Source organism: Streptomyces sp. NPDC002232, from assembly GCF_042890295.1.
In the GTDB taxonomy this organism is placed as follows: Bacteria; Actinomycetota; Actinomycetes; order Streptomycetales; family Streptomycetaceae; genus Streptomyces.
The window spans coordinates 583,532-607,153 of record NZ_JBIARV010000002.1; the positions used below are offsets into that span (position 1 = coordinate 583,532).

The following is a 23,622-nucleotide window of genomic DNA, read 5'->3' on the forward strand; positions in this document are numbered from 1 at the left end:
CGGTCAGGAGTGTTCGACGAGGGTGTCGGCGAGGACGGGGGCGTCGTCGCGCTCCGCCGCCGTCACCGTCACCTGGACGCGGCCGTCCCCGGCCCACATCCGGATGCGCAGGGTCTCGCCGGGGAAGACCACCCCGGCGAAGCGGGTGCGGTAGGCGCGGACGCGGGTGACGTCGCCGCCGAGCACCGTGTCCACCACCGCCTTGAGGGTCATGCCGTACGAGCAGAGCCCGTGCAGGATCGGCCGGTCGAAGCCGGCGAGCTCGGCGAACTCGGGGTCGGCGTGCAGCGGGTTCCAGTCGCCGGAGAGCCGGTAGAGCAGGGCCTGTTCCTCGCGTACGGGCCGTTCCACGGTGGCGTCGGGCTCCCGGTCCGGGACGGCGAGGCGCTCGGAGGGGCCCCGGTCGCCGCCCCAGCCTCCCTCGCCCCGTACGAAGATCGAGGCGTCGCTGGTCCACAGCGGCCCGTCCTCGTCGGCGGCCTCGGACCGCAGGACGAGGACGGCGGCCTTGCCCTTGTCGTACACGGCGGCGACGCGGGAGGTGGAGACGGCCCGGCCGCCGGTGGGCAGCGGGCGGTGGAGGGTGATCGACTGCCCGCCGTGCAGGACGGCGGCGAGGTCGATGTCGATGCCGGGGGCCGAGAGTCCGCCGACGACGCCCATCCCGGCGCCCGCGACGGTGGCGAAGCTGGGCAGGACGTGGAGGCGGGACTCCAGGGTGTAGCGGAGCTCGTCGGGGTCGGTCGCGGGCGTTCCGGCGCCCAGGCCCAGGTGGTAGAGCTGGACGTCCTTGTGGTCCCAGGAGATCTCGGCGCTGCGGGGTTCCGCGGCGACGGCCTTGACGGGGTCGATGGGCATCGGGCTGCTGCTCCTCGTGGTGGTGAAGACCTCGGCGCGGCCGTCCACACCGTCGGCCGCACCGAGGCCGTGCGGGGACCGTCCCGTACGCGCCCGTTCTAGAACGCGTTCTAGGTCGGTGGACCCCATGTATAGCCGAGGGGGCGGGAGTTGTGAACCCTCCTGACGGCATGTCAGAAAGGCTGTGGAGCACGGCACCCAGGACATTTGTCACGGCCAGGTCCGTACATCCGCGCCTGCCGGGCGGTGGCCCCCGATCCGTAGCGTCGTCCCCATGAAGAACGAGACAGCGGTCGCCTTCACCGGAGTCACCCGGTCCTTCGGACCGGTCCGCGCCGTGGACGGCATCGACCTCACGATCCGGCGCGGCGAGACCGTCGCCCTGCTCGGCCGCAACGGCGCCGGCAAGTCCACCACCATCGGCCTGCTCCTCGGCCTCGACGAGCCCGACGGCGGCCGGGTGCGGCTCTTCGGCGACACCCCGGCCCGCGCCGTCGCGGCCGGCCGGACCGGCGCCCTGCTCCAGGACGGCCGCCCCCTCCCCCGGGTCACCGTCCGCGAGCTCGTCGCCTTCGTCGCCCGCACCTACCCGAAGCCGCTGCCGGTCGCCGAGGCCCTCGCGCTCGCCGGCCTCACCGACCTCGCCGACCGCCGTGTCGACGGCCTCTCCGGCGGCCAGGTCCAGCGCGTCCGCTTCGCCGTCGCCCTCGCGGGCAACCCCGAACTGATCGTCCTCGACGAGCCCACCGCCGCCCTCGACGTCGAGGCCCGCGAGGCCTTCTGGGACTCGATGCGCGGCTACGCCCGGCGCGGCAACACCGTCCTGTTCTCCACCCACTACCTGGAGGAGGCCGACGCCCACGCCGACCGGATCGTCGTCATCGACTCCGGACGCGTCCTCGCCGACGGCACCGCGGAGGACCTGAAGCGGGCCGCCGGCGGCAGCCTCGTCGCCTTCGACCTGGCCGGCGCCCCCAGCGAGGGCCTCGACCTGCTCCCCGGGGTGACCTCCTTCGAGATCCGCGGCGACCGCGCCCGGCTCCACACCGACGACTCCGACGCGACCGTCCGCGCGCTCGCCGTCCGGGACGCGATCCGGGGCCTCGAAGTCGCCCCCGTCTCCCTCAACGACGCCTTCCTCGCCCTCACCGCGCAGGCCCCGGCCGCCCGCGCCCGCTCCCTGGAGACGACCCGATGATCACCGCGTACGTACGCCTCGAAGTCCGCCGCACCCTGCGCGACACCGGCTTCGCCATCGGCGCCATCGCCGTCCCGGTGATGATGTACCTGCTCTTCACCAACCTCGGCGGCCAGAGCGGGGACGACTGGAAGACCGCCTCCATGATCGGCATGGCGGCCTACGGGGCGCTCGGCGCCGCCCTGTCGATCGGTCCCGGGGTCGCCGAGGACAAGGCGTCCGGCTGGCTGCGGCAGCTGCGGATCACTCCGATGACCCCCCGCCAGGTCGTCACCGGCCGCGCCCTCACCGGCTCGGTGGTGGTCCTCCCGGCCATCGTCGGGGTCCTGCTGGCCGGCGGCCTCGTCAACGGCGTCCACCTCGCGGCCTGGCAGTGGGCCCTGGTCGCCGTCACCCTCTGGCTCGGCTCGCTCCCCTTCACCCTCCTCGGCATCGGCAACGGCTACCGGCTCACCGCCCAGACGACGGGCGTCGTGAACATCGCCTGCAACCTGGGCCTCGCCGTCCTCGGCGGCCTGTGGTTCCCGGTGAGCCTCTTCCCCGGCTGGCTGCGCGCCCTCTCCGAGTACACCCCGACCAACCGCTTCGCCGAGCTCGGCCTCTCGGTCGCCGACGGCCACGCCCCCGGCCTGACGGCGCTCGCGGTCGTCGCCGTATGGGCGGCCCTGTTCGGCACGTACGCGGCGGTCTCGTACCGTCGTTCGGCCAGGACGGCGTGAGGAGCGGGGCATGAGGAGCGGGGCATGAGGATCCGGAAGCGGTGCGGAGAGCGGGCGCGCAAGCGCGAGGACCGGGGGCCCAGCGGGCTGAGCCTCCTCCCCTGGCTCCTGATGGGCCTGGGGGCGCTCTCCCACCTCCTCGGCGGCCAGGCGCCCAACCCGTGGATCGGCGCGGCGGGTCTGCTCGCCTTCAACACGCTGTACATCGCGATCGTGTTCCGCGCCTTCGACCGGCGCCGCCGGGAGACGCCCCTCACCTGGGGACTCCTCCTCACCCTCGGGCTGCTCACCTTCGGCCTGGCCATCGGGTACGGCCGGGAGTGGCTGCTGCTCTTCCCGCTCCTGGGCCTCGGGGTCGGCGCGGTGGTCCGGCGCGGCCGGCTCCTCCCCCTGATCGCCTTCCCGCTGGTCGTCGCGGTCGGGGCGGTGACCTTCTGGCGGGACGGCTGGGACTCCATCGGGATCGTGTACGGCACCTTCATCTCGGTCATGGTGACGGCGGCGATCCTCGCGCTCGACGAGACGGTCCGGGAGCTGCGGGAGACCCGGGAGGAGCTGGCCAGGGCGGCCGTCGAGAAGGAGCGGCTGCGGTTCTCGCGGGACCTGCACGACCTGCTCGGCCACACCCTGTCGGTGATCGTGGTGAAGTCGGAGGTCGTACGGCGGCTCGCCCCGCGCGACCTGGACGCGGCGCTCGCACAGGTCGCGGACATCGAGTCGGTGGGCCGTCAGGCGCTGACCGAGATCAGGGAGGCGGTGACCGGCTATCGCGAGGGCAGCCTCGCCACCGAGCTGGACCGGGCGCGCGACGCGCTCTCCACCGCCGGGATCGAACCGGTCGTACGCCGCTCCGGCCCGCTCCTGGAGCCCCAGACGGAGGCCCTGCTGAGCTGGGTGGTGCGGGAGTCGGCGACGAACGCGGTACGGCACAGCGGCGCGTCCCGCTGCGAGATCGCCCTCACCGGCTCCGCCGACCGGGTCCGGCTCACCGTCACGGACAACGGCCGCGGCCCGGCGGACGGCCCGCCGGGGAGCGGCCTGCGCGGCCTGCGCGAGCGGGTCGCGGCGGCAGGCGGCACCCTGGACTCGGGACCGGCTCCGCGGGGCGGGTTCCGGGTCACCGCGGAACTCCCCGTGGAGGCCTCCGTACCGCTTGAGGGGGATCCCGCTCGATGATCAGACTTCTGCTCGCCGAGGACCAGGGCATGATGCGCGGGGCGCTGGCCCTGCTGCTCGGCATGGAGCACGACATCGAGGTGGTCGCCCAGGTCGGCCGCGGCGACGAGATCGTCGACGCGGCGCTCCTCGCGCGCCCGGACGTGGCCCTGCTCGACATCGAACTGCCGGGGCGCTCGGGCCTGGACGCGGCGGCGGCGCTGCGGGACGAGGTGCCGGAGTGCCGCGTCCTCATCCTCACCACCTTCGGCCGGCCGGGCTATCTGCGGCGCGCGATGGAGGCGGGGGCGGCGGGCTTCCTGGTGAAGGACGGTCCCGTGGAGGACCTGGCCGAGGCGGTCCGGCGGGTGCTGCGCGGCGAGACGGTCATCGACCCGGCCCTCGCGGCGGCGGCCCTGAGCGCCGGCCCGAACCCGCTGACGGGCCGCGAACGGGACGCCCTGGCGGCCTCGGTGGACGGCGCGACGATCGCGGACATCGCGGCGGCCCTGCACCTGTCGGAGTCGACGGTCCGCAACTACCTCTCGTCCGCGATCGGCAAGACGGGCACGCGCAACCGGATGGAGGCGGTGCGGGCGGCTCGGCGGCAGGGGTGGCTCTAGGGCGTGCCAGGCGTCGCGGGGCAGACGGGAGTGTGACGACACGCCCTAGAAGGCGGTGGGGGTGGTCCGCCGCGGCAGCCACAGCAGCATCAGCACCGCCGCGCCGATCAGGATCGCCGTCGAGACGCGGAAGGCCGCCGCGTAGCCGGAGGTGAGGGTCTCGGGGTTCGTGGTCGGGCCGGTGACCGCGGTCGCGAGCGTCGTGAGGGTCGCGAGGCCGAGGGCGCCGCCCATCGTGCGCGAGGTGTTGACCAGGCCGGAGACCAGGCCCGCCTCGCCCGGGGCGGCGCTGGACGTGGCGAGGGCGGCCAGGGGCGTGGTGGCCAGGCCGATGCCGCCCATCATCAGGATCCCGGGGCCGAGGATCGTCGTCAGGAAGCTGCCGTCGGCGGTCATCGTGGACTGCCAGGCGAAGCCCGCCGCCCCGAGGAGCGCACCGGCCGCCGCGAGGTTCCGGGCGCCGACCGCCGGCATCAGGCGCGGCGCCACCTTGGAGCCCACGACGACGCTCAGCGAGCTGGGGACGAGCGCGAGCCCGGCCTGGAGCGGGGTGTAGCCGAGGACGCTCTGCGCGTACGTCGTCATGAAGAACCACATGCCGAAGGAGCTCGAACCGCACAGCAGGATCCCGACGTTGGCCGCCGACACCGCGCGCGTACGGAACAGCTTCAGCGGCATCAGCGGGGCCGCCGTGCGGGCCTCGACCGCCACGAAGACCCCGAGCAGGGCCAGGCCGCCGAGGAGCGTCAGGAGCGTCGCCGGGTCGCCCCAGCCGGCCTCCTCCGTCTGCACGATGCCGTACGCGAGGGTGGCCAGGCCCGCCGTGACGAGGACGGCGCCCGGCAGGTCCAGACGACGGCCCGCGACGGTGCGGCCCTCGCGCAGCCAGAGCAGCGCGCCCGCCAGGACCAGGACGCCGATCGGCACGTTGACGAGGAGGACCCAGCGCCAGGAGAGCAGGTCGACGAGGAGCCCGCCGACGAAGCCGCCCGCGGCGCCGCCGGCCGCGCCGACCGCCGTCCAGGTCGCGATGGCCCGGGTCCTGGCCGCCCCGGCCGTGACCGCTCCGGTGACGAGGGTGAGCGTGGCCGGGGAGAGGACGGCCGCGCCGAGGCCCTGGACCGCGCGGCCCGCGACGAGCTGCCAGCCCTCCTGGGCGAGTCCGCCCGCCACGGACGCGGCGGTGAAGAGCCCGAGCCCCAGCAGGAACATCGCCTTGCGCCCGTAGAGGTCGGCGGCCCGCCCGCCGAGCAGCATGAACCCGGCGAAGGCGATCGCGTACGCGCTGATCACCCACTGAAGACCGGCCGCCGAGAGCCCGAGGTCGGCCCGCATCGACGGAAGGGCGACGTTCACGACGGAGACGTCGAGGACGACGAGGAACTGCCCCGCGCAGGCGGTCAGGACGACCGCCCAGGGGCGGGGGGACGGTCGGGGGGCGGAGGGCACGGCGGTGGTGGCGGCGGAGTCGGTCTGCGGCATGGGTGTCATGGTCGCAGACCGGGTCCGCCCCGTACATAAGGATTCCGTCCTAGGCCTTCGGGAGCAGCGCGACCGGCTGTCGCGCCTACCGGAACCGTGCGCCATGCCGTCATACGCACCCGAGCCGTGCGACCCGCCGTCACGCCCACCCGAGCCGCGCGACCCGCCGTCACGCCCACCCGAGCCGCGCGACCCGCCGTCACGCCCACCCGAGCCGCGCGACCCGCCGTCACGCCCAGCGGAGGAGCACCGCCCCTCACCCCCTCCGCAGGAGCGTCACCACCGCCGCGCCGCCCAGGCCGATGTTGTGGGCCAGGCCGACCCGCGCGCCCGCCACCTGCCGGGGGCCTGCCTCGCCCCGTAGCTGCCAGACCAGTTCGGCGGCCTGCGCGAGGCCCGTCGCGCCGAGCGGGTGGCCCTTGGAGATGAGGCCGCCGGAGGGGTTCACGACCCAGCGCCCGCCGTACGTCGTCGCGCCGGACTCGACGAGTTTACCGGAGGCGCCCTCCTCGCACATGCCGAGCGCCTCGTAGGTGAGCAGCTCGTTGATGGAGAAGCAGTCGTGGAGCTCGACGACGTCGACGTCCTCGATGCCGAGCCCGGAGCGCTCGTACGCGAGGCGGGCCGCGGCCCGGGACAGGGGGCGGCCGACGGCGTCGATGCACGAGCCGGAGGCGAAGGAGTCCTCGGTGTCGGTGGTCATCGCCTGGCCGGCGATCTCCACCGCCCTCCCCCGCAGCCCGTGCTCGTCGACGAAGCGCTCGGAGACGACGACGGCCGCGGCGGCCCCGTCGGAGGTGGGCGAGCACTGGAGCTTGGTGAGCGGCCGGTGGACGGTCTTCGCGGCGAGGATCTCGTCGACCGTGTAGACGTCCTGGAACTGGGCGTTCGGGTTGTTCGCCGAGTGCTGGTGGTTCTTGGCGCCGACAGCGGCGAGCTGCACCTCGGTCGTCCCGTACCGCTCCATGTGCTCCCGGGCGGCGTTGCCGAAGATCTGGGCGGTGGGCGGGGACATCTCGAAGCCGTGGGCGGCGGCCATGATGCCGTAGTGCCGGGCGACGGGCGAGGTCTTGAAGTCGCCGGCTCCCGCTCCTCCGCCGAGCGCGCCCCGGGCCATCTTCTCGAAGCCGAGGGCGAGGACGCAGTCGGCGACGCCCCCCTCGACGAACTGCCGGGCGGTCATGAGGGCGGTGGAGCCGGTCGCGCAGTTGTTGTTGAGGTTGTAGACGGGGATGCCGGTCAGCCCGAGCTCGTAGACCGCGCGCTGCCCCGCGGTGGAGGCCTGGAAGCAGTAGCCGACGGCGGCCTGCTCCACGCGCGCGTAGGGCACGCCGGCGTCGGCGAGGGCGGCGGTGCCCGCCTCCTTCGCCATGTCCCAGTACTGCCAGTCCCGGGTCTCCGGCTTCTCGAACCGGGTCATCCCGACGCCGACGACGTACGCCTTGGTGGTCATCGCGTTTCCCCTCAGTCCCTGGGCAGGCCGAGCAGGCGCTCGGCGACGACGTTGAGCTGTACCTGGGTGGTGCCGCCCGCGATGGTGAGGCAGCGGGACATCAGCAGGCCGTGGACGGCCCGTTCGCCGGGGCCCTCGCGCACGGCGCCCTCGGGGCCGCGCAGTTCGAGGGTGAGCTCGGCGAGCTTCTGCTGGTGGAGCGTCTGGACGAGTTTGCGGACGCTGGCGCCCGCCCCGGGTTCGAGGCCCGACACCTGGAGCAGGGTGGTGCGCAGACCGATGCACGCGAGCGCGTGGGCCTCGGCGAGCAGCGCCCCGATCCGTACGCGTACGGAGCTGTCGACCTGGTCCGCGCGCGCGATGACGGCTTCGAGGCCGGTGTCGAAGGCGACCTGGTCGGCCATGTGGACGCGTTCGTTGCCGAGGGTGTTGCGGGCGACCCGCCAGCCGTCGTTCACCTCGCCGACGACGGCGTCGGCGGGGAGGAGGGCGTCGTCGAACCAGACCTCGTTGAAGAGGGAGTCCCCGGTGATCTCCTTCAGCGGCCGGATGTCGATGCCGGGGGTGTCCCGCATGTCGACGAGGAAGTAGGTGAGTCCCTGGTGCTTGGGGGCGGTGGGGTCGGTGCGGGCGAGCAGGATGCCGTGGTGCGCCCACTGGGCGGCGCTCGTCCACACCTTCTGTCCGTTGATCCGCCAGCGGCCGTCCTCGGTGCGTTCGGCGCGGGTGCGCAGCGATGCGAGGTCGGAGCCGGCGCCGGGCTCGGAGAAGAGCTGGCACCAGAGGCGTTCGCCGCGCAGGGTCGGGCCGAGGTGCTCGGCCTGCTGCTCCGGGGTGCCGTGGGCGAGGAGCGAGGGGACGACCCAGGTGGCGATGCCGAGTCCCGCGACGGTGATCCCGGCCTCGTCCAGCTCCCGCTGGACGGCGAGCTGCTGGAGCGGGCCCGCGCCGAGGCCGTACGGCTCCGGGAGGTGCGGGGCCGCGTAGCCGGTGGGGGCGAGGGCGCGCCGTGCCGCGGCCGGGTCGAGTCCGGCGGCGGGGGCGACGGCCTCGCGGGCGGCGCGGCGGTACGCGTCGGCCTCGGGCGGCAGGTCGAGGCGGAGGCCGCGGCGGACCCCCGTGACGGCGTGCCGCAGGGCGGCGAGCCGGTGCTGGTCGCCGGTGCCGAGGAGCTGGCGGGCGACGAGCGCGCGGCGCAGCAGCAGGTGGGCGTCGTGCTCCCAGGTGAAGCCGGTGCCGCCGAGGATCTGGATGCAGTCCTTGGCGCAGGTGTAGGCGGCGTCGAGGGCGGTGGCCGCGGCGAGGGCGGCGGTGAGGGAGCGGACTCCGTCCAGGCCGTCCAGGCCGTCCTGGCCCTCCTGCCCGTCCTGGCCGGCGCGGGCGGCGTCCCAGGTGAGGGCGCGGGCCTGTTCGAGGCGGACGAGCATGTCGGCGCAGAGGTGTTTGACGCCCTGGAACTGTCCGATGGGGCGGCCGAACTGTTCGCGGGTGCGGGCGTGTTCGGCGGCGGTGTCGACGGCGCGGGCGGCGGTGCCGCAGGCGTCGGCGGCGAAGAGGACGGCGGCCCGGTCCTGGACGAGGGCGGTGACGGCGGCGGACCCGTCGGGGTGGGCGGCGAGGGTGAGTTCGCGGTCCGCCGGTACGTGGACGGCGCGGGCGGCGATCTCGGCGGTGGGCCGGGTCGGGTCGGCGCTCTCGTGGGGCCGGACGGCGAGGCTTCCGGTGTCGGCGGCGAGCCAGACGGAGCCGTCGGCGGTGGCGGCCCGCAGGAGCACCAGGTCGGCCTGGGCGCCGCCGAGGACGGGGGGCGCGGTGCCGTCGAGGAGCCAGCCGCTCGCGGTGCGGACGGCGGTGAGGGTGCCGGTGCCGCCGAGGGCGACGGCGCCGATCCGCTCCCCGCGCGCGAGGTCGCCCGCCGCCGTGTAGTGCCCGCAGCGGTGGAGGATCTCGGCGGCGAGGACGGCGGGCAGGTGGGGCCCGGGCAGCAGGGCGCGGGCGGCCTCCTCGACGACGACGGCGAGGTCCCCGAGGCCGCCGCCCCCGCCGCCGTGCTCCTCGGGGAGGTGCGGCCCGAGGAGACCCTGCTCGGCGGCGGCGTCCCAGTACGGGGGTCGGCCGGTGGCGGTGTCGGGGACGTCCAGGTGCTTGCGGACTTCCTCGGGGGGTACGGCGCGGGTGAGCCAGCCCCGGACGGATCGGGCGAGCTCCCGCTGTTCGTGCGTGATGGCGATGCCCATGGGGCGCAGACTAGAACACGTTCCATTCTGACGGAAGGTCAGGAACGGGAATGAACCCGGACCGGGATCGGGGCGTCCCTACGGACGCCCGCTTCCCGTATCCCCCACGACCCGAGGAGTCCCCGTGGAGCCCAGGACCACGCCCCCCATCGGCTTTCTGCTCAACCGCACCGACGCGGCCCTCACGCGCGTGATGGACGGCACGCTCGGGGAGTTCGGCCTCACGCGCGTCGCCTGGCAGGTGCTGAACACGGTCGGGAAGGAGGCCGGGATCGCCGACGCCGAGCTGCTGCGGATCCTCGCGGACAACGCCGACGCCCCGACCCTGGCCGCCGCCGTCGAGACCACCCTCACCGACGGCTGGACGTCCCGCCCGGCCCCCGGGCGGCTCGCCCTCACCCCGGACGGCACCGCCCGCCTGGCCGAGGTGACGGAGCACGTGAGGGCGTTCCGGGCCCGCTCCGTCGAGGGCATCAGCCCGGAGGAGTACGGGACCGCCGTCCGCGTCCTGGAGCGCATGATCGAGAACCTCCGGGGCCCCGGCGCCTGACCCTGGGCGCTGTGGCAGCATCGAGGCGGGGAGCGAACGACACGGGGGGACATCGTGGGCGCAAGTCTGACGGCACTGCTGATCGCCGTGGTCGGCGTGGCCGGCACGCTGGGGGCGGCGCTGCTCACGCAGAACCGCGCGGACCGCACCAAGCGCATGGAGCTCCAGGCCGCCGCCGACCAGCGGCGCGAGGACCGCGACCACGCCGAGCGGCTGCGGCAGGCGGAGCTCGACCGGCAGCGGGCGAGCGAGAGCCTGGAGCGCCGGCGCGCCTGCTACATCGCCCTGAACACCGCCGCGCGGCAGTTCGTGACGGCGATGACCAACCACATCCACGCCCTGCGGCGCGGCGAGGACGCCACCGCGTCCCTGGAGCGCCTGGAGGACTGCCGGGCGGCCTACCGCGACAGCTACGCGGAGGCCCAGATGATCGTCCCGAACGCGGTGGCGCGCGCGTCCAGCGACGCGAAGGACCGCATGAACGAGGCGTACGGGATGCTGCGGAAGTACACGGCGGACCCGGCCGCGCACGCGGCCGAACTGGCCGCGCTGGGACCGGCGCTCCACGCGGACGTCTGGCCGTACCTGGGGAGGCTGAAGGGGGCCATGCGGGCCGACCTCGGGATCGCGGACGACTGATTGTCAGTGGTGCCTGCCACGCTTCCCGAAGACCTGACGCGACACGGGAGAGCGAGCACGCCATGGGCACCTGGGACATCGGCCCCTTCGACAACGACACCGCCGCGGACTTCTCTTACCGGGTGGACGAGGCCCCGGAGGAGCAGCGCGCGGAGGTCCTGCGCGCGGCCTTCCGCGAGGTGACGGGCACGGGCGGGGAGTACCTCGACGCGGACTTCGCCGTGGAGGCGATCGCCTCGGCGGCCCTGGTCGCCGCGCAGTGCCCCGGCGGCGCCCCGGTCACCACCTCGTACGCCCCGAAGAAGCCCCTGCCCACCCTCCCGGCGGACCTCCGCCCGACGGCGGTCGAGGCCCTGGACCGCATCCTGGTCGAACCCTCCGAACTCCTGGAGCTCTGGGAGGAGTCGGACGGCGAGGAGTGGAAGGCGGGCGTACGGAGGCTGAGGACGGTGCTCGCGGGGGCGTGACGCGTCAGCGGCGCACGATCCGGCGCCGCACGGCGAGCACCACGCTCGTGACCGTCGCGGCGACGGCGGTCACGGCGAAGACGAGCAGTCCCGGGTTGACCCACCACGGGACGATCTCCTCGCCCGCGCACACCAGGCTCACCGGCAGCGCGCTGCTGGAGTCGGGCACGTGCATGTACCCCGCCTTGAACCAGCACGCGTCCTCCGGCTGGAGGAACGGCATGTACGACAGCCCGTACAGGTGCAGCGCCCCGCCCGCGACGAAGGCGAGCGCGGCGACCCAGGCGGCCTTCTTGGCGGGGGTACGGCGGGGGCGGGGCGCCGGGGGCAGCCCGGCGTTCTCCCGGCGGGCCCGCCGCAGCCCCACGTAGGTGATCCCCGCCCACGCCGGCAGGGCGACGGCCAGGATCACCATTCCTATGAGGGTCGCCACGGTCAGCGGCCGACGAGCCCCTGCGCGGCGGCGCTCACGAAGGCCGTGAAGGCGGCGGGATCGGTGAGGAAGACGGGCCCGTCCGGGTTCTTGGAGTCCCGGACGGCGACGTGGGCGGTGAGGTCGGCGATCTCGACGCAGTCGCCGCCGGTGGGGCCACTGTGGGAGGACTTGCGCCAGGCGGCGGATCCGAGCGGCGCGCACTCGATGCACTCGCCGCCATTGGGGCCGCTGTAGGACGACTTACGCCACCGCAGGTCCTGGCTCGTGTCCATACCGCTCCCTCATCACGCGTCCGATCAGTGCGGCCGACTCCTCCCGGGAGAGGGCCGAGGCCTGCAAGCGAGCGTAGCTGACGGACCGCTCCCTGATCACTTGAGAATGGGCGGTCATACGGCCCGAGTCGTAGCTCTCGGTGTAGAAGAGATCCGGGTCCTCGTCGAAGCGCAGAAGGGTGAACGAGCCCAGCAGTCCCGGGTGCTGGCCGACCGTGAACGGCAGCATCTGCACCTGCACCCACGGGTGGTCCCGGAATCCCAACAGGTGGGCCAGTTGGTTTCGCATGACCTCGGCACTGCCGATCTGCCGGTGCAACACGCCCTCGTCCAGCACCACACACAGCACCGGCGGATGCTCGCGCCCCAGGATCCGCTGGCGGTCCATCCGGGCCGCCACCATCTCGTCCAGCCGGTCCGGGTTCTCGACGCCCAGCACCGCCCGCGCGTACTCCTCCGTCTGCAACAGCCCGTAGACCAGCTGCGCCTGGAACGTCGAGAGGTACGTCGCCCGCGCCTCCATCTCCGCGTACGCCTGGAACCACGTCGGCAACTGGCTGCGCAGCACCAGGCCCACCAGGCGGGAGAACGAGCCGCTCGTCATCAGCGCCGCGTCCAGTCGCTCCGAGAACTCCCGGGTCGGGACCTTCTTCGCCGTCTCGATCTGGCCGATCAGCGAACCCGTGCAGTACAGGATCCTGCCCAGCTGCGGCTGGTTGAGGTCGGCCTCCTCCCGAAGGCGACGAAGTTCCGAACCGTAGTAGTCCAGCGGCGAGGCGCTCGGATCCAGGTTCCGGATGTTGACCACGGCGAGGTCACCCCCAAGCTCACGCGGTGAGGCGTTGCGTTCAGTCCGTAGCCGAGCGTAACGAACCGACTCCAGCCTGGTGGCATGAATGACGCAACTGACCTCTACCCCGCGGATGTCACCCACAGCTACCGCATGGGCTTCACCGTCGGTGAGCACTCCGCCGGGCACATGCGCCGCATCCTGCACATGTTCCTCACACGGTGGGGACTCGACCGGCTCGCCGACCCCGCGGCCCTCGCGCTCACCGAGCTCGTCGCCAACGTCGTGCGGCACGTGCCCGGCCGGCGGTGCCACGTGCTGATCCTGCGGGAGCCGGAGGGGCTCCGGGTCGAGGTTTCGGACGGCGTCCCCGGGCCGCTGGCTGCGAAGGCCGCCGGTCCGCTGGAGGAGCACGGCCGGGGGCTGATGCTGGTGGAGGCCGTGACGGACCGGTGGGGGGTGGTGGAGCGGCCCGACGGGAAGACGGTGTGGTTCGCGTGCGACGCATAGGGCAGCATGGGCGCCCGTAGACGCGTACCCGCCAGTAGGAGTGACCCATGTCCGAGCCCTCGCCCGAGATCCTCGCCGCCTTCGAGGCCGCCAAGGGCTTCATGCCCGTCGGGGAGGGGCTCGCGCTGTACGCGGCGGCCGCCGAGGCGGCGAAGCTGGGGCTGCCGCTGCTTGAGGTCGGGACGTACTGCGGACGGTCGACGATCCTGCTGGCGGACGTGGCCCGGCAGGCGGGGACGGTCGCGGTGACGGTGGACCACCACCGGGGCAGCGAGGAGCAGCAGCCGGGCTGGGAGTACCACGACACGACCGTGGTGGACCCGGAGGTGGGGCTCATGGACACGCTGCCGACGTTCCGCCGGACGCTCCACCGGGCGGGTCTGGAGGAGCACGTGATCGCGGTCGTCGGGCGTTCGCCGCTGGTCGCGAAGGCCTGGGGCGGGCAGCTCGGGATGGTGTTCGTGGACGGCGGGCACACCGACGAGCACGCCACCAACGACTACGAGGGCTGGGCCCCCAAGGTCGCCCCCGGGGGCCTGCTGGTCATCCACGACGTGTTCCCGGACCCGGAGGACGGCGGGCAGGCCCCGTACCGCATCTATCTGCGGGCGCTGGAGTCGGGCGACTTCGAGGAGGTCTCGGTCACCGACTCGCTGCGGGTCCTGCGCCGCCGCTGACCTCAGAAGAGCGAGGTCACGTACAGGCAGTTGGTGTAGCTGTAGCCCGGTTCGATCTTGGTCTTGCTGGACTTGGTGTCCCCGGCGGTCGAGGTGCCGGTGGCCGCGCGCTTCTGGAGGAAGTGGTAGTCACCGGCGGGCAGCAGCAGGGTCGCCTTCGGGTACTTCGAGGACGGCCCCGTGCAGGCCTTGATCTTCGGAGAGTTCACGAGCAGCGGGGTCTGGTACTTCGTGCAGGTCCCGCACGCCTTGAGGGTGACCCGGCCGGTCATCGGGCCGGTGTAGAGCACCTCGACCTCGCCGGGGCCGTCGTTGCTGATCACCATGACCATCCGGGCGCCGCCGGGGACGTCGGCCGGCGGCAGGGCCTTGCCGGCGGCGGGCTCCTCCTCGGCGATCTCGGCGGCGATGGCGATGGAGCGGGCGTGGGCGGCCTGCGGGCTGTCCGGGTACGTCTTGGCGTAGTCGGTCATGGTCGAGGCGGCGGAGCTGAACTCCTTGTCCTTGAACTCGTCGGTGCCGCAGGCGAAGTCGCCCTTCTGGACCGCGGCCTTCGCCTCCTTCGCGGCGCTCGCGAGGGACGGGTCCGTCATGTTCCCGAGGGAGGAGTCCAGCGCGCGCAGCTGTGTGGTGGCGGCGCAGGGCTCCGAGCCGCCCAGGGCGCTCGTCCGGGTCTTGATCGCCTCCCGGACGGCCGGTTCGACGCGGGTCGTCTGCTCGGCCTTCGGGAAGGTGGTGTAGAGCGTGTTGAGGCTGTCGCTGGCCGTCGGCTTGGCGGTCTGGACGCCGAGGGCCGCCGTGCCGCACTGGTAGAGCGACTCGGCGAGCGGCTCGTCGGTCTTGGCGGGCCGGGAGCCGAGCAGCCCCTTGTCCACGGTGGCCGGGAGCTCCCGCAGGTGCTTGAGCGGCGCGATGGCCTCGCAGTACTTCTTCTCGCCGTACGGGGCGGAGACCGTCTTGTAGTAGGCGTCGAGCCGGTCGGGGACGAGCTTCCCGGCCCGGGAGCCGGCGTACCGGGTGCCGAGGTCCTCGTAGCCGGTGAGCGCCTGGCGGTAGATCGGCTCGGCCTTGTCGAAGGAGAGGCCGTCGGCGGACTTCACGAGCTTGTCCGCCGCCGCGAGCTGTTCGAGCAGCGCCTGCTCCTTCGCCTCGTCGCGGGCGGAGCCGTACGCGAGGGAGCCGCCGGCGGGCACGGCGAGCAGGACGAGGGCGAGCGGCAGCGCCAGGCGCCGGAGGGAGTCGCCGATCCGGAGGGTGGCGCGCAGGCCGCGGCGGGCGCCGTCGGCGGCGGCGGCGAGGAGCACGACGCCGTAGCCGATGAGCAGGGCCCGGGGCACGCCGTCGACGTCGGCGGGGAGCGCGGCGACGAGCAGGGCGGCGGTGGCGAGCCAGCAGACGGCGGCGCCGATCCACTGCCGCAGGAGGACGTAGCCGAGGCCGAGGCCCGAGAGGTTGAGCAGGGCGATCGCGGCGGCCTGGGCCGGGTTCGCGTCGCCGGGCGGCCGCGCGGGCGGCTGGGGGCCGTGGGCGGGCGGCGGGCCGTATCCGCCGGGCGGCCCGTACCCCGGCGGCGGTCCGAAGCCGGGCGGGGCGCCGGGCGGCGGCGGCGCCGTCCCGGATCCGGCCCAGCCGGCCTGGGGCGCGGGCCCGGCGGCGGCTCCGGCCGGAACCCCGCCCGCGTGCCCGGCACCGGCCGGGGCGCCTTCGGACCCCGCGCCGGACGCCGCCCCGAAGGCGAGGGTGGAGGCGCCCCCTGCGGGAGCCTCGGACGCGGGAGGTGCGGACGGGCGCTCCGGGGGCGGCGCGGCCCCCGGTCCCGCGCCGGTCGGCGGGCCCGGCGGGGCGCCCGGCGGCGGGCCGAAGGCGAGGGTGGGCGGGCTCGCGGCGGGGGCCGCCGGGGCGGCCCAGGGCGGCTCGGACGCCGCCGGCTGCCCGCCGGGAGACGCCCCCGCCGACGGCCCGGCGGGCGCCGATCCTCCGGCCCCAGGGCCGCCCGGCGGGCCTCCCGATCCTCCGGCCCCCGGGTCCCCCGATCCCCCGGTCGCCGGTCCGGCCGGTACTCCGGACGCGGGGCCTCCCGATGCTCCGGGCTCCGGTCTCCCCGTCACCCCGGCCGCCGGTGCTCCGGGCTCCGGCTCCGCCGTCCGCTTCCTCAGGTCCGGGCCGTCGCCTCCCGGCGGTCTGTCGGCCGGCTCGGGACGTGCGTCGTTCGGTTCTTCCCCCACCACGGTTCCCCCTCGTGGGTCCATGCGCGGTGACACCCCACCGTCGCCCTTTGCCTCTACCCTTCACGCTTCGCTCACACGCGTCCACCGATCCGTGAAGGCGGTGACCAACCTGCGACGTATCCCGGCGGCGCGGCACCCCCCTCAGGGCCTAAAGTCGCGGGGTGCCGTACGACCACCGGAACACCGTCCGCCGTTCCCTCGCCCTCGCGCTCGCCGCCACGGGCTGCTGCGCCGTGCTCGCGGGGTGCGGGACCTCACAGGCCTCCTCGCCGCACGCGAACGCCGCCGACTCCCTGGCCGCCGGAAGCGAGAGCGGGACGCGGTCCCGGCCGCCGGCCGCCGACTCCTCCGCGCCCCGGCCCGCCCCCTCGCAGGTCACGCCGCAGGCGAGCCGCTCGCTGGCCGGGAAGACCGTCGTGATCGACCCCGGTCACAACTCCGGCAACTTTCGCCATACCGCCGAAATCAACAAGAAGGTGAACATCGGGACGACCCGCAAGGAGTGCGACACCACGGGCACCTCCACCGACGCGGGCTACACCGAGGCCTCGTTCACCCTCGACGTCTCCCACCGGCTGCGGGACCTGCTGAAGGCACGCGGCGCCAAGGTGGTCCTCACCCACGACGCCGACCGCCCCTGGGGCCCGTGCATCGACGAGCGGGCACGGATCGGCAACGCCGCCCGCGCCGACGCCGTCGTCTCCGTCCACGCGGACGGCTCGGCCGTCGGCAACCGCGGCTTCCACGTGATCCTCCCCGCGAAGGTCCGGGCGGGCTCCGCCGACACCTCGGCCATCGTCGCCCCCTCCCGCGCCCTCGGCGAGCGGATCCGGGACCGGTTCGCGCGCGCGACCGGGACCTCGCCCTCCAACTACATCGGTTCCGGTACGGGGTTGGACGTACGGGGCGATCTCGGCGGCCTCAATCTGTCGACCGCGCCCAAGGTCTTCGTCGAATGCGGCAATATGCGTGATCCGAAGGACGCACGGCTGCTCACGTCGTCGACGTGGCGGCAGAAGGCCGCCCAGGGGCTGGCCGACGGCATCGCCACCTACCTCGGGGGGTAGGACCGGCGGGCGATAGATTCCCTCCGTACGATGGGGCCCCCACCCCCGTGCCATGAACCAAGCGCCACGACCTGAGCGCCGCACGACGCGACGACCGACGACCCGACGAAGGACTCTTACGTGAATATCCGCTCCCTCACCCGAGGCGATGGCGTGCTGATCGGTGCAGCGGTGGTGCTGTTCATCGCCTCGTTCCTCGGCATCGCCGGCTGTGACGCCGGCTCCGACATCTGCAGCAAGATCGACACCCCGAACTCGTGGGAGATCTCGTACCTCGGCTGGGGCACCTTCTTCCTCGGCATCGCCGGCGCCGCCCTCGTCGTCGCCTCCCGCGCCCTGCCGGAGCCCCGCAAGGTCGCCGGTTTCGAGCTCGGCCAGGTCGGTGCCTCGTTCACCGTCGCGGCCGCCTGGACCCTGCTCATGTGGATCTTCGAGGTGGACAACGCCGGCGCGGGCCTGATCCTCGGCCTCATCGCCGCCCTGGTCCTGGCCGCTGCCGCCGTCGCCGGTCCGCTGGTGCCCGCGCTCAAGGCCCCGCTCGTCGGCGCGCCGAAGCCGCAGACCCCGCAGCCGTACGGCATGCAGCCCGGCCAGCCGGGTCAGCCGGGCGTCCCCGGCGGCTACGGCTACCCGGGCGCGCAGCACCCGCCGTACGGCGGTCAGCAGGACCCGTCGCAGGGCGCCGGCCAGCCGTTCGGCGCGCAGGCCGCCGCTCCCGCCCCGCAGCCGCAGGCCCCGCACCAGCCCGAGCCGCAGGCCGCCGCTCCGGCGCCGCAGCCGGCCGGGGACTTCTCGCCGTTCTGGTTCGCGGTCCCGGTCGCGCGTCCGCTGTACGGGGAGGACGGCTCCCAGGCGCCGATCGCCGAGCTGGCCCCGGGCACCTGGTACCTCGCGGTCGAGCAGCGCGGCCAGGCCCTGGTGGCCCAGACGCAGGACGGCCGCCGAGGCGTCCTCCAGGACACCACGGGCATCCAGCGCGGCTGATCCCCCCGCTCCACCCGACGGCCCCCCGCCCGGAATCCCTTCCGGGCGGGGGGCCGTTGCCGTACAGTCCCCGCATCGGACCTGACGGAGCGTCAGAAAGGAGGTGGGGCATGCGACTCGGCCTCGCCCTCGGCTACTGGGGCCGCGGCCCCTCCCCCGCCCACCTCGACCTCGCCCGCGAGGCCGAGCGGCTCGGCTACGACTCCGTGTGGACCGCCGAGGCCTGGGGCTCCGACGCCTTCACCGCGCTGACCTGGATCGCCGCCCACACCAGTCGCATCCGGCTGGGCACCGCCGTCGCGCAGATGGCCGCCCGCGCCCCCACCACCACCGCGATGCACGCGCTCACCCTCGACCACCTCTCCGGCGGACGGATGATGCTCGGGCTCGGCCTGTCCGGGCCGCAGGTCGTCGAGGGCTGGTACGGCCGCCCCTTCCCGCGCTCCCCGCTGACGGCGACCCGCGAGTACGTCGACGTCATCCGGCAGGTCCTGCGCCGCGAGGCCCCCGTCCGGCTCGACGGACGGCACCACTCCCACCCGTACACCGGCCCCGACGGCACCGGACTCGGCAAGGCCCTCAAGCCGATCACGCACCCGCTGCGCGCCGACGTCCCCGTGCTGCTCGGCGCCGAGGGCCCGAAGAACGTCGCGCAGACCCTCGCCATCGCCGACGGCTGGCTCCCCCTCTACTGGACGCCCGACCGCTGGGCCGAGGTCTACGCCCTCCCCGACGCCCTCCCGGAGGGCTTCCTCGTCGCCCCGATGGTGCGGGCGCAGCTGTGCGAGGACGTGCCGGCCGGGCTGCTGCCGGTCAAGGCGATGCTCGGCTTCTACATCGGCGGCATGGGGCACGCGGCCCGGAACTTCCACGCCGACCTGATGGGGCGCATGGGGTACGAGAAGGAGGCCCGGCGCATCCAGGAGCTGTTCGCGGCGGGCCGCCGCGAGGAGGCGGTGCGCGCCGTGCCGGACGCCTTCGCGGACGAGATCGCGCTGGTCGGCCCCCGGGAACGGATCGCGGAGCGCCTCGCGGCATGGCGGCGGGGCCCGGTGACGGACCTGTTGGTCACGGCACCGGACCCCGCCACGCTCCGCGTCCTCGCGGAGCTGAACGCCTAGCCGCCCAGCTGTGAGGTGCTGGGGACCTGGTCCTTGACCTCGGCGCCGGCGCTCTTGCCCGCCTCCTTGACGCTGTTGATGACGCTCTCGAAGGCGCCGACGTCCGCGTCGCCGACCTCGCCCTTGCGCAGCTTCGTCCCCAGGTCCTTGAGCGAGTCGATCCCGGCGGTGAGCGGCGCGACCGCCTTCGACAGCAGCGGGTCGCCCTTGGCGTTGTTCACCGCCGCCTTGAGCCGGTTGTACGTGAAGGCGCCCGCGAGGCCCGCCTTCACCAGGGCGAAGGTCCGGCCGTCCGCGCCCTTCTTGAACGTGCCCGCGCGGTACGGCTTCACGATCCACTGGTAGGTGGCGCCCGCGGCGAGACCGGCGTTCGCCACGAACCGCGTCTTCGCCAGCTTCTGCTGCTCGAAGCTCGCCGAGGCCGTCGGGGTCGCGGAGGAGCTCGCGCTCGTCTTGTCGTCGTCGTTGCAGGCGGCGGTGGTCAGGAGCAGCGCGCAGGACAGCAGCAGCGCCACGACTCCGCGCGAGACGGTTCTGGGCAAGACGGGACCTCCCTGATGGCTGTGGCGCCAGCCTCACCCGGGGCCGCCCGGCCCGCCACCGGGGTGGCTCCGTACGGGTTCCGCCCTCCCTCCCGTACGAGTCCGCGCGTCAGGGGCGAGCCGGTGGCACCGCGGGAGGCACGGGGGTTCAGCCGCAGCAGTCGGGCTCCAGGCCGGCCGGCAGGCGCTCGCCGCCGAAGACGGCGACGGTCGCCTCCTCGCCGCCGAGGGCCGCCACCGCGAGGAGCAGGGACCCGGCGGTCCAGGCGGTCTGCTCCTCGGGCCAGACGGCCCGGTCGGCCTCCGTGGCGCCCTCGAAGACGTACCCCGTCCAGTACATGCCGTTCCCGGCGCGCAGGTGCCCGATGTCCTGGAGGATCGTGAGGGCCCGGTCGGACTCCCCCGTCGCCCAGAGCGCGAGGGCGAGCTCGCAGCTCTCGCCGCCGGTGACCCACGGATTGGGGACGACGCAGCGCACCCCGAGGCCGGGGACCACGAAGCGGTCCCAGTCGGCGTCGATCCGGGCCTTGGCGTCGGCTCCGGTGACCGCGCCGCCGAGGACCGGGTAGTACCAGTCCATCGAGTAGCGGGACTTGTCGAGGAAGCGCTCGGGATGCCGGCGGATGGCGTGGCCCAGGGCGCCCGTGGCGAGCTCCCAGTCGGGCTGTGCCTCCTCGCGGGCCTCGGCGAGGGCGAGGGCGCAGCGCAGCGCCTGGTGGATCGACGAACTCCCGGTCAGGAGGGCGTCGTTCACCGGAGTCCCGTCGGACTCCCGCTTCCAGCCGATCTGTCCGCCGGGCTGCTGGAGCCCGAGGACGAACTCGACCGCCGCGTACACGACGGGCCACATCCGGTCGAGGAAGGCGTCGTCGCCGGTGGAGAGGTAGTGGTGCCAGACGCCGACCGCTATGTAGGCGACGAAGTTGGACTCCCGGCTCCGGTCGGTGATCTGCTCCGGGTCGCCGTCGTGGTAGGCCGCGTACCAGGAACCGTCGGGGTTCTGGTGGCGGGCGAGCCAGGCGTAGGCGCGGGCGGCGGCCTCGTGGTCACCGGCCGCGTCGAGGGCCATGGCGGCCTCGGTGTGGTCCCACGGGTCCAGGTGGTGGCCCCGGAACCAGGGGATCGCGCCGTCCTCGCGCTGCACGGCGCGTATCCCGGCGACGGTCTGGGCGGCCTGCTCGGCGGTCAGCACCCCGGGCAGGACGAGGTGCTCGGCGATCCGCTCGGGCGACGTCACTGGCCCGCGTCCACGGTGACGGCCTTCGGGAGGTGGGGCTTGGTCGCGTACGCCACGAAGCTCTTGCCGACGACCGGGTTGAGCAGCTGCTCGGCGACCCGGGTCAGGGCGGGCTTCTTCATGATGTCCCAGACCAGGAGCTTGTGGTAGGCGCGGACCGGCAGCGCCTTGTCGTTGTCGACGCCGAAGGCGCACTTCAGCCACCAGTACGGCGAGTGCAGCGCGTGCGCGTGGTGGGTGCCGTACGGCTTGAGGCCGGCCTGCCGGATCTTGCCGAGCAGCTCGTCGGCCTTGTAGATGCGGATGTGGCCGCCCTCGACCTCGTGGTACGCGTCGGAGAGCGCCCAGCAGACCTTCTCGGGGCCGTACCGGGGCACGGTGATCGCGATCCGGCCGCCCGGCTTGAGGACGCGGACCATCTCGGCGAGCACGCCCTTGTCGTCGGGGATGTGCTCCATGACCTCGGAGATGATCACGACGTCGAAGGACTCGTCGGGGAAGGGCAGGTTGAGGGCGTCGCCCTCCATCGCGGTGGCGGTCGCGCCGGCGGGGGCCTCGCCGGCCTCCTTCATGGCGGCGAACCAGGTGGCGACCTCGCGGATCTCCTCGCCGTTCTGGTCGAGGGCCACGACCTGGGCGCCGCGCCGGTAGCACTCGAAGGCGTGCCGGCCCGCACCACAGCCCAGATCGAGCACACGATCACCGGGGGCGAGCGGGAAGCGGGTGAAGTCGACGGTCAGCACGGGGACGGCCTGCTTTCGGGGTTGAGGAGGGTGGTGGGCAGTCGTTCCGCGCGGGCGGAACGGGTGGGTGCGGCCCACCCGCCGGGCCGCACCCGGCGCACCGGCGGGAGCGTCACCGTCGGACTCCGGCTCCCTGCCGGGCGACCGCCTCGCGGTAGAGGTCGGCCGTCCCCCGCGCGGCCCTGGCCCAGGTGAAGTTGGCCAGGACGCGTGCGCGCCCGGCGGCACCGAGCCGTGCCCGCAGCTCGGCGTCGCCCAGGACCCGTCCGAGCGCCGAGGCCAGCGCCCCGGCGTCGCCCGGGGGCACCGCGAGGCACGTCTCGCCGTCGGCGCCCGCGACCTCCGGGATCGCCCCGCCGGTCGTCGCGACCAGCGCCGTGCCGGTGGCCATCGCCTCGGCGGCCGGCAGCGAGAAGCCCTCGTACAGCGAGGGCACGCAGGAGACCTGGGCGGAGCGCACGAGGTCGACGAGCTCGGTGTCGCTGATGCCCTTGACGAACTCGACGGCGCCGGCGAGCCCGTACCGCTCGATCGCGGCGGCGACCGGCCCGTCCTCGGCGCGCTTGCCGACGACGACGAGGTGGGCGTCGGGGTTCTCGGTGCGGAGCTTGGCGAGCGCCTCGATCAGGTGGACGAGGCCCTTGAGGGGGACGTCGGCGCTGGAGGTGGTGACGATCCGGCCGGGGACCTCGGCGACGGACGGGTCCGGGGACCAGAGGTCGGTGTCGGCACCGATGTGGACGACCCGGATGCGGTCCTCGCGGACGCCGAGGTGCTCGACGATCTCCTGGCGCGAGGTGCCCGAGACGGTGAGGACGGACGGCAGCCGGCGGGCGACCTTCTTCTGCATGCCGGTGAAGGCGTACCAGCGGCGGACGGAGGCACGGCGCTTCCAGTCGGCGGCGGCGTCGAGTTCGAGCTGCCGGTCGACGGTGATGGGGTGGTGGATCGTGGTGACGAGCGGCGCGCCGATCGCGCGGGGCCCGCCGAGGAGTCCGTAGCCGAGGGTCTGGTTGTCGTGGACGACGTCGAAGTCGCCCCGGCGGGCGGCCAGCATGCGCCGGGCCCGCAGGGAGAAGGTGAGCGGCTCGGGGAAGCCGCCGGTCCACATGGTGGCGACCTCCAGGGCGTCGATCCAGTCCCGGTACTCGTCGCGCCCCGGGGTGCGGAAGGGGTCCGGCGAGCGGTAGAGGTCGAGGCTGGCGAGCTCGGTCAGCCGGAGCCCGGCGAGGTCCTCGCCCTCGTCGAGGACGGGGTACGGCTGGGAGCCGATGACCTCGACGGTGTGGCCGAGCCGGGCGAGCTCGCGGGAGAGGTGCCGGACGTAGACGCCCTGGCCCCCGCAGAACGGGTTCCCCTTGTACGTGAGGAGAGCGATCCGCAACGGACCGTCACCGGCAGCGGTGACGCCCTGTCGGGGGCTTGCCTCTATGGCCTCAGCGGTCATGCGCGACCCCCTTCGAGCGTGCGTTTCGCCGGAGCGTAACCGCTCGCGCTAATCTAGAACAAGTTACAGACTTGATCGTTCTTGATCCTTCAAGGAGCACAGAATCTACCGGCAGGTAGCTCCGTGGTGAGAGCCGGAACAGGTGATTCGCGCCACGGCGGCCGCAGCGCCATACTGTCGCTCCCCA

At 74.0% G+C, this 23,622-nt stretch carries 24 protein-coding genes; 12 read left to right on the forward strand and 12 right to left on the reverse strand.

Going from position 1 to position 23,622, the window contains the following annotated elements:
- Window positions 1-3 precede the first annotated feature (3 nt).
- Window positions 4-858 carry a MaoC/PaaZ C-terminal domain-containing protein gene (locus tag ACFYXU_RS09370; RefSeq protein ID WP_361393840.1) on the reverse strand — a complete coding sequence of 285 codons (855 nt, stop codon included), beginning with the start codon at window positions 856-858 and terminating at the stop codon, window positions 4-6.
- Window positions 859-1,132: 274 nt separating this feature from the next.
- Here ACFYXU_RS09370 and ACFYXU_RS09375 point away from each other — a divergent pair, with 274 nt between their 5' ends.
- From ACFYXU_RS09375 to ACFYXU_RS09390, 4 genes are read left to right on the forward strand one after another with little or no spacing between them, the layout of a single operon-like run.
- The gene (locus ACFYXU_RS09375) at window positions 1,133-2,056 is read left to right on the forward strand and encodes an ABC transporter ATP-binding protein (RefSeq protein WP_389457111.1); all 924 of its coding nucleotides are present in this window, start codon (window positions 1,133-1,135) and stop codon (window positions 2,054-2,056) included.
- A complete protein-coding gene (locus tag ACFYXU_RS09380) occupies window positions 2,053-2,775 on the forward strand; it encodes an ABC transporter permease (RefSeq protein ID WP_389407328.1) in 723 nt (240 codons plus the stop codon). The genes ACFYXU_RS09375 and ACFYXU_RS09380 overlap by 4 nt, the downstream gene beginning before the upstream one ends.
- Before the next feature lie 24 nt (window positions 2,776-2,799).
- The gene (locus ACFYXU_RS09385; protein WP_376512721.1) at window positions 2,800-3,951 is read left to right on the forward strand and encodes a sensor histidine kinase; all 1,152 of its coding nucleotides are present in this window, start codon (window positions 2,800-2,802) and stop codon (window positions 3,949-3,951) included.
- Complete coding sequence (locus ACFYXU_RS09390) at window positions 3,948-4,553, forward strand: response regulator transcription factor (protein WP_361393837.1); 606 nt, start codon at window positions 3,948-3,950, stop codon at window positions 4,551-4,553. Before ACFYXU_RS09385 ends, ACFYXU_RS09390 begins: the two co-directional genes overlap by 4 nt.
- Before the next feature lie 45 nt (window positions 4,554-4,598).
- On the opposite strand, the gene ACFYXU_RS09395 is transcribed toward ACFYXU_RS09390, so the two are convergent.
- The 3 genes from ACFYXU_RS09395 to ACFYXU_RS09405 form a co-directional block, all read right to left on the reverse strand.
- Window positions 4,599-6,044, reverse strand: a complete 1,446-nt coding sequence (locus ACFYXU_RS09395) for an MFS transporter (protein ID WP_389457114.1) — start codon at window positions 6,042-6,044, stop codon at window positions 4,599-4,601.
- A gap of 247 nt (window positions 6,045-6,291) precedes the next feature.
- Entirely contained in the window at window positions 6,292-7,488 is a 1,197-nt protein-coding gene (locus tag ACFYXU_RS09400) for a lipid-transfer protein (RefSeq protein ID WP_361405994.1), read from the reverse strand.
- 11 nt (window positions 7,489-7,499) lie between these two features.
- Complete coding sequence (locus ACFYXU_RS09405; protein WP_389457116.1) at window positions 7,500-9,725, reverse strand: acyl-CoA dehydrogenase; 2,226 nt, start codon at window positions 9,723-9,725, stop codon at window positions 7,500-7,502.
- Window positions 9,726-9,849: 124 nt separating this feature from the next.
- Here ACFYXU_RS09405 and ACFYXU_RS09410 point away from each other — a divergent pair, with 124 nt between their 5' ends.
- The 3 genes from ACFYXU_RS09410 to ACFYXU_RS09420 all read left to right on the forward strand — a co-directional run bounded on the left by ACFYXU_RS09410 (window position 9,850) and on the right by ACFYXU_RS09420 (window position 11,381).
- A complete protein-coding gene (locus ACFYXU_RS09410) occupies window positions 9,850-10,275 on the forward strand; it encodes a MarR family winged helix-turn-helix transcriptional regulator (protein WP_376512735.1) in 426 nt (141 codons plus the stop codon).
- 54 nt (window positions 10,276-10,329) lie between these two features.
- Window positions 10,330-10,914 (forward strand): hypothetical protein, encoded by a 585-nt coding sequence (locus ACFYXU_RS09415; protein WP_389457119.1) that lies wholly within the window; start codon window positions 10,330-10,332, stop codon window positions 10,912-10,914.
- Window positions 10,915-10,976: 62 nt separating this feature from the next.
- Complete coding sequence (locus tag ACFYXU_RS09420; protein WP_389457121.1) at window positions 10,977-11,381, forward strand: DUF4259 domain-containing protein; 405 nt, start codon at window positions 10,977-10,979, stop codon at window positions 11,379-11,381.
- 4 nt (window positions 11,382-11,385) lie between these two features.
- Here the strand turns inward: ACFYXU_RS09420 and ACFYXU_RS09425 are convergent, their stop codons facing one another.
- Genes ACFYXU_RS09425 through ACFYXU_RS09435 form a run of 3 tightly spaced genes read right to left on the reverse strand, consistent with a single transcriptional unit; the run spans window position 11,386 to window position 12,897 of the window.
- The gene (locus ACFYXU_RS09425; RefSeq protein ID WP_389457123.1) at window positions 11,386-11,796 is read right to left on the reverse strand and encodes a hypothetical protein; all 411 of its coding nucleotides are present in this window, start codon (window positions 11,794-11,796) and stop codon (window positions 11,386-11,388) included.
- Between the two features lie 20 nt (window positions 11,797-11,816).
- Entirely contained in the window at window positions 11,817-12,089 is a 273-nt protein-coding gene (locus tag ACFYXU_RS09430) for a DUF397 domain-containing protein (protein WP_389407320.1), read from the reverse strand.
- Window positions 12,058-12,897, reverse strand: coding sequence for a Scr1 family TA system antitoxin-like transcriptional regulator (locus ACFYXU_RS09435; protein WP_389407319.1), 840 nt, complete (start codon window positions 12,895-12,897; stop codon window positions 12,058-12,060). The genes ACFYXU_RS09430 and ACFYXU_RS09435 overlap by 32 nt, the downstream gene beginning before the upstream one ends.
- A gap of 84 nt (window positions 12,898-12,981) precedes the next feature.
- Between ACFYXU_RS09435 and ACFYXU_RS09440 the strand changes: the two genes are divergently transcribed.
- Window positions 12,982-13,389 (forward strand): ATP-binding protein, encoded by a 408-nt coding sequence (locus ACFYXU_RS09440; RefSeq protein ID WP_389457125.1) that lies wholly within the window; start codon window positions 12,982-12,984, stop codon window positions 13,387-13,389.
- A gap of 47 nt (window positions 13,390-13,436) precedes the next feature.
- Window positions 13,437-14,066 carry a class I SAM-dependent methyltransferase gene (locus tag ACFYXU_RS09445; RefSeq protein WP_389407317.1) on the forward strand — a complete coding sequence of 210 codons (630 nt, stop codon included), beginning with the start codon at window positions 13,437-13,439 and terminating at the stop codon, window positions 14,064-14,066.
- 2 nt (window positions 14,067-14,068) lie between these two features.
- On the opposite strand, the gene ACFYXU_RS09450 is transcribed toward ACFYXU_RS09445, so the two are convergent.
- The gene (locus ACFYXU_RS09450; protein ID WP_389457127.1) at window positions 14,069-16,174 is read right to left on the reverse strand and encodes a hypothetical protein; all 2,106 of its coding nucleotides are present in this window, start codon (window positions 16,172-16,174) and stop codon (window positions 14,069-14,071) included.
- A 281-nt stretch (window positions 16,175-16,455) separates the two neighbouring features.
- Here ACFYXU_RS09450 and ACFYXU_RS09455 point away from each other — a divergent pair, with 281 nt between their 5' ends.
- The 3 genes from ACFYXU_RS09455 to ACFYXU_RS09465 all read left to right on the forward strand — a co-directional run bounded on the left by ACFYXU_RS09455 (window position 16,456) and on the right by ACFYXU_RS09465 (window position 19,466).
- Window positions 16,456-17,361: an N-acetylmuramoyl-L-alanine amidase gene (locus tag ACFYXU_RS09455; protein WP_389457129.1), complete on the forward strand. Its 906-nt coding sequence runs from the start codon at window positions 16,456-16,458 to the stop codon at window positions 17,359-17,361.
- Between the two features lie 120 nt (window positions 17,362-17,481).
- Window positions 17,482-18,345, forward strand: a complete 864-nt coding sequence (locus ACFYXU_RS09460; protein WP_376517778.1) for a DUF5336 domain-containing protein — start codon at window positions 17,482-17,484, stop codon at window positions 18,343-18,345.
- A 110-nt stretch (window positions 18,346-18,455) separates the two neighbouring features.
- Complete coding sequence (locus tag ACFYXU_RS09465) at window positions 18,456-19,466, forward strand: LLM class F420-dependent oxidoreductase (RefSeq protein ID WP_389407313.1); 1,011 nt, start codon at window positions 18,456-18,458, stop codon at window positions 19,464-19,466.
- Here ACFYXU_RS09465 and ACFYXU_RS09470 read toward each other — a convergent pair.
- The 4 genes from ACFYXU_RS09470 to ACFYXU_RS09485 all read right to left on the reverse strand — a co-directional run bounded on the left by ACFYXU_RS09470 (window position 19,463) and on the right by ACFYXU_RS09485 (window position 23,435).
- Window positions 19,463-20,008, reverse strand: a complete 546-nt coding sequence (locus ACFYXU_RS09470; protein WP_376516104.1) for a hypothetical protein — start codon at window positions 20,006-20,008, stop codon at window positions 19,463-19,465. The two genes, ACFYXU_RS09465 and ACFYXU_RS09470, sit on opposite strands and share 4 nt — an antisense overlap.
- A 148-nt stretch (window positions 20,009-20,156) precedes the next feature.
- Window positions 20,157-21,245, reverse strand: a complete 1,089-nt coding sequence (locus ACFYXU_RS09475) for a prenyltransferase (protein WP_389407312.1) — start codon at window positions 21,243-21,245, stop codon at window positions 20,157-20,159.
- Entirely contained in the window at window positions 21,242-21,988 is a 747-nt protein-coding gene (locus tag ACFYXU_RS09480; protein WP_389457131.1) for a class I SAM-dependent methyltransferase, read from the reverse strand. Before ACFYXU_RS09480 ends, ACFYXU_RS09475 begins: the two co-directional genes overlap by 4 nt.
- A gap of 112 nt (window positions 21,989-22,100) precedes the next feature.
- Complete coding sequence (locus tag ACFYXU_RS09485) at window positions 22,101-23,435, reverse strand: glycosyltransferase family 4 protein (protein ID WP_376516109.1); 1,335 nt, start codon at window positions 23,433-23,435, stop codon at window positions 22,101-22,103.
- Window positions 23,436-23,622 lie beyond the last annotated feature (187 nt).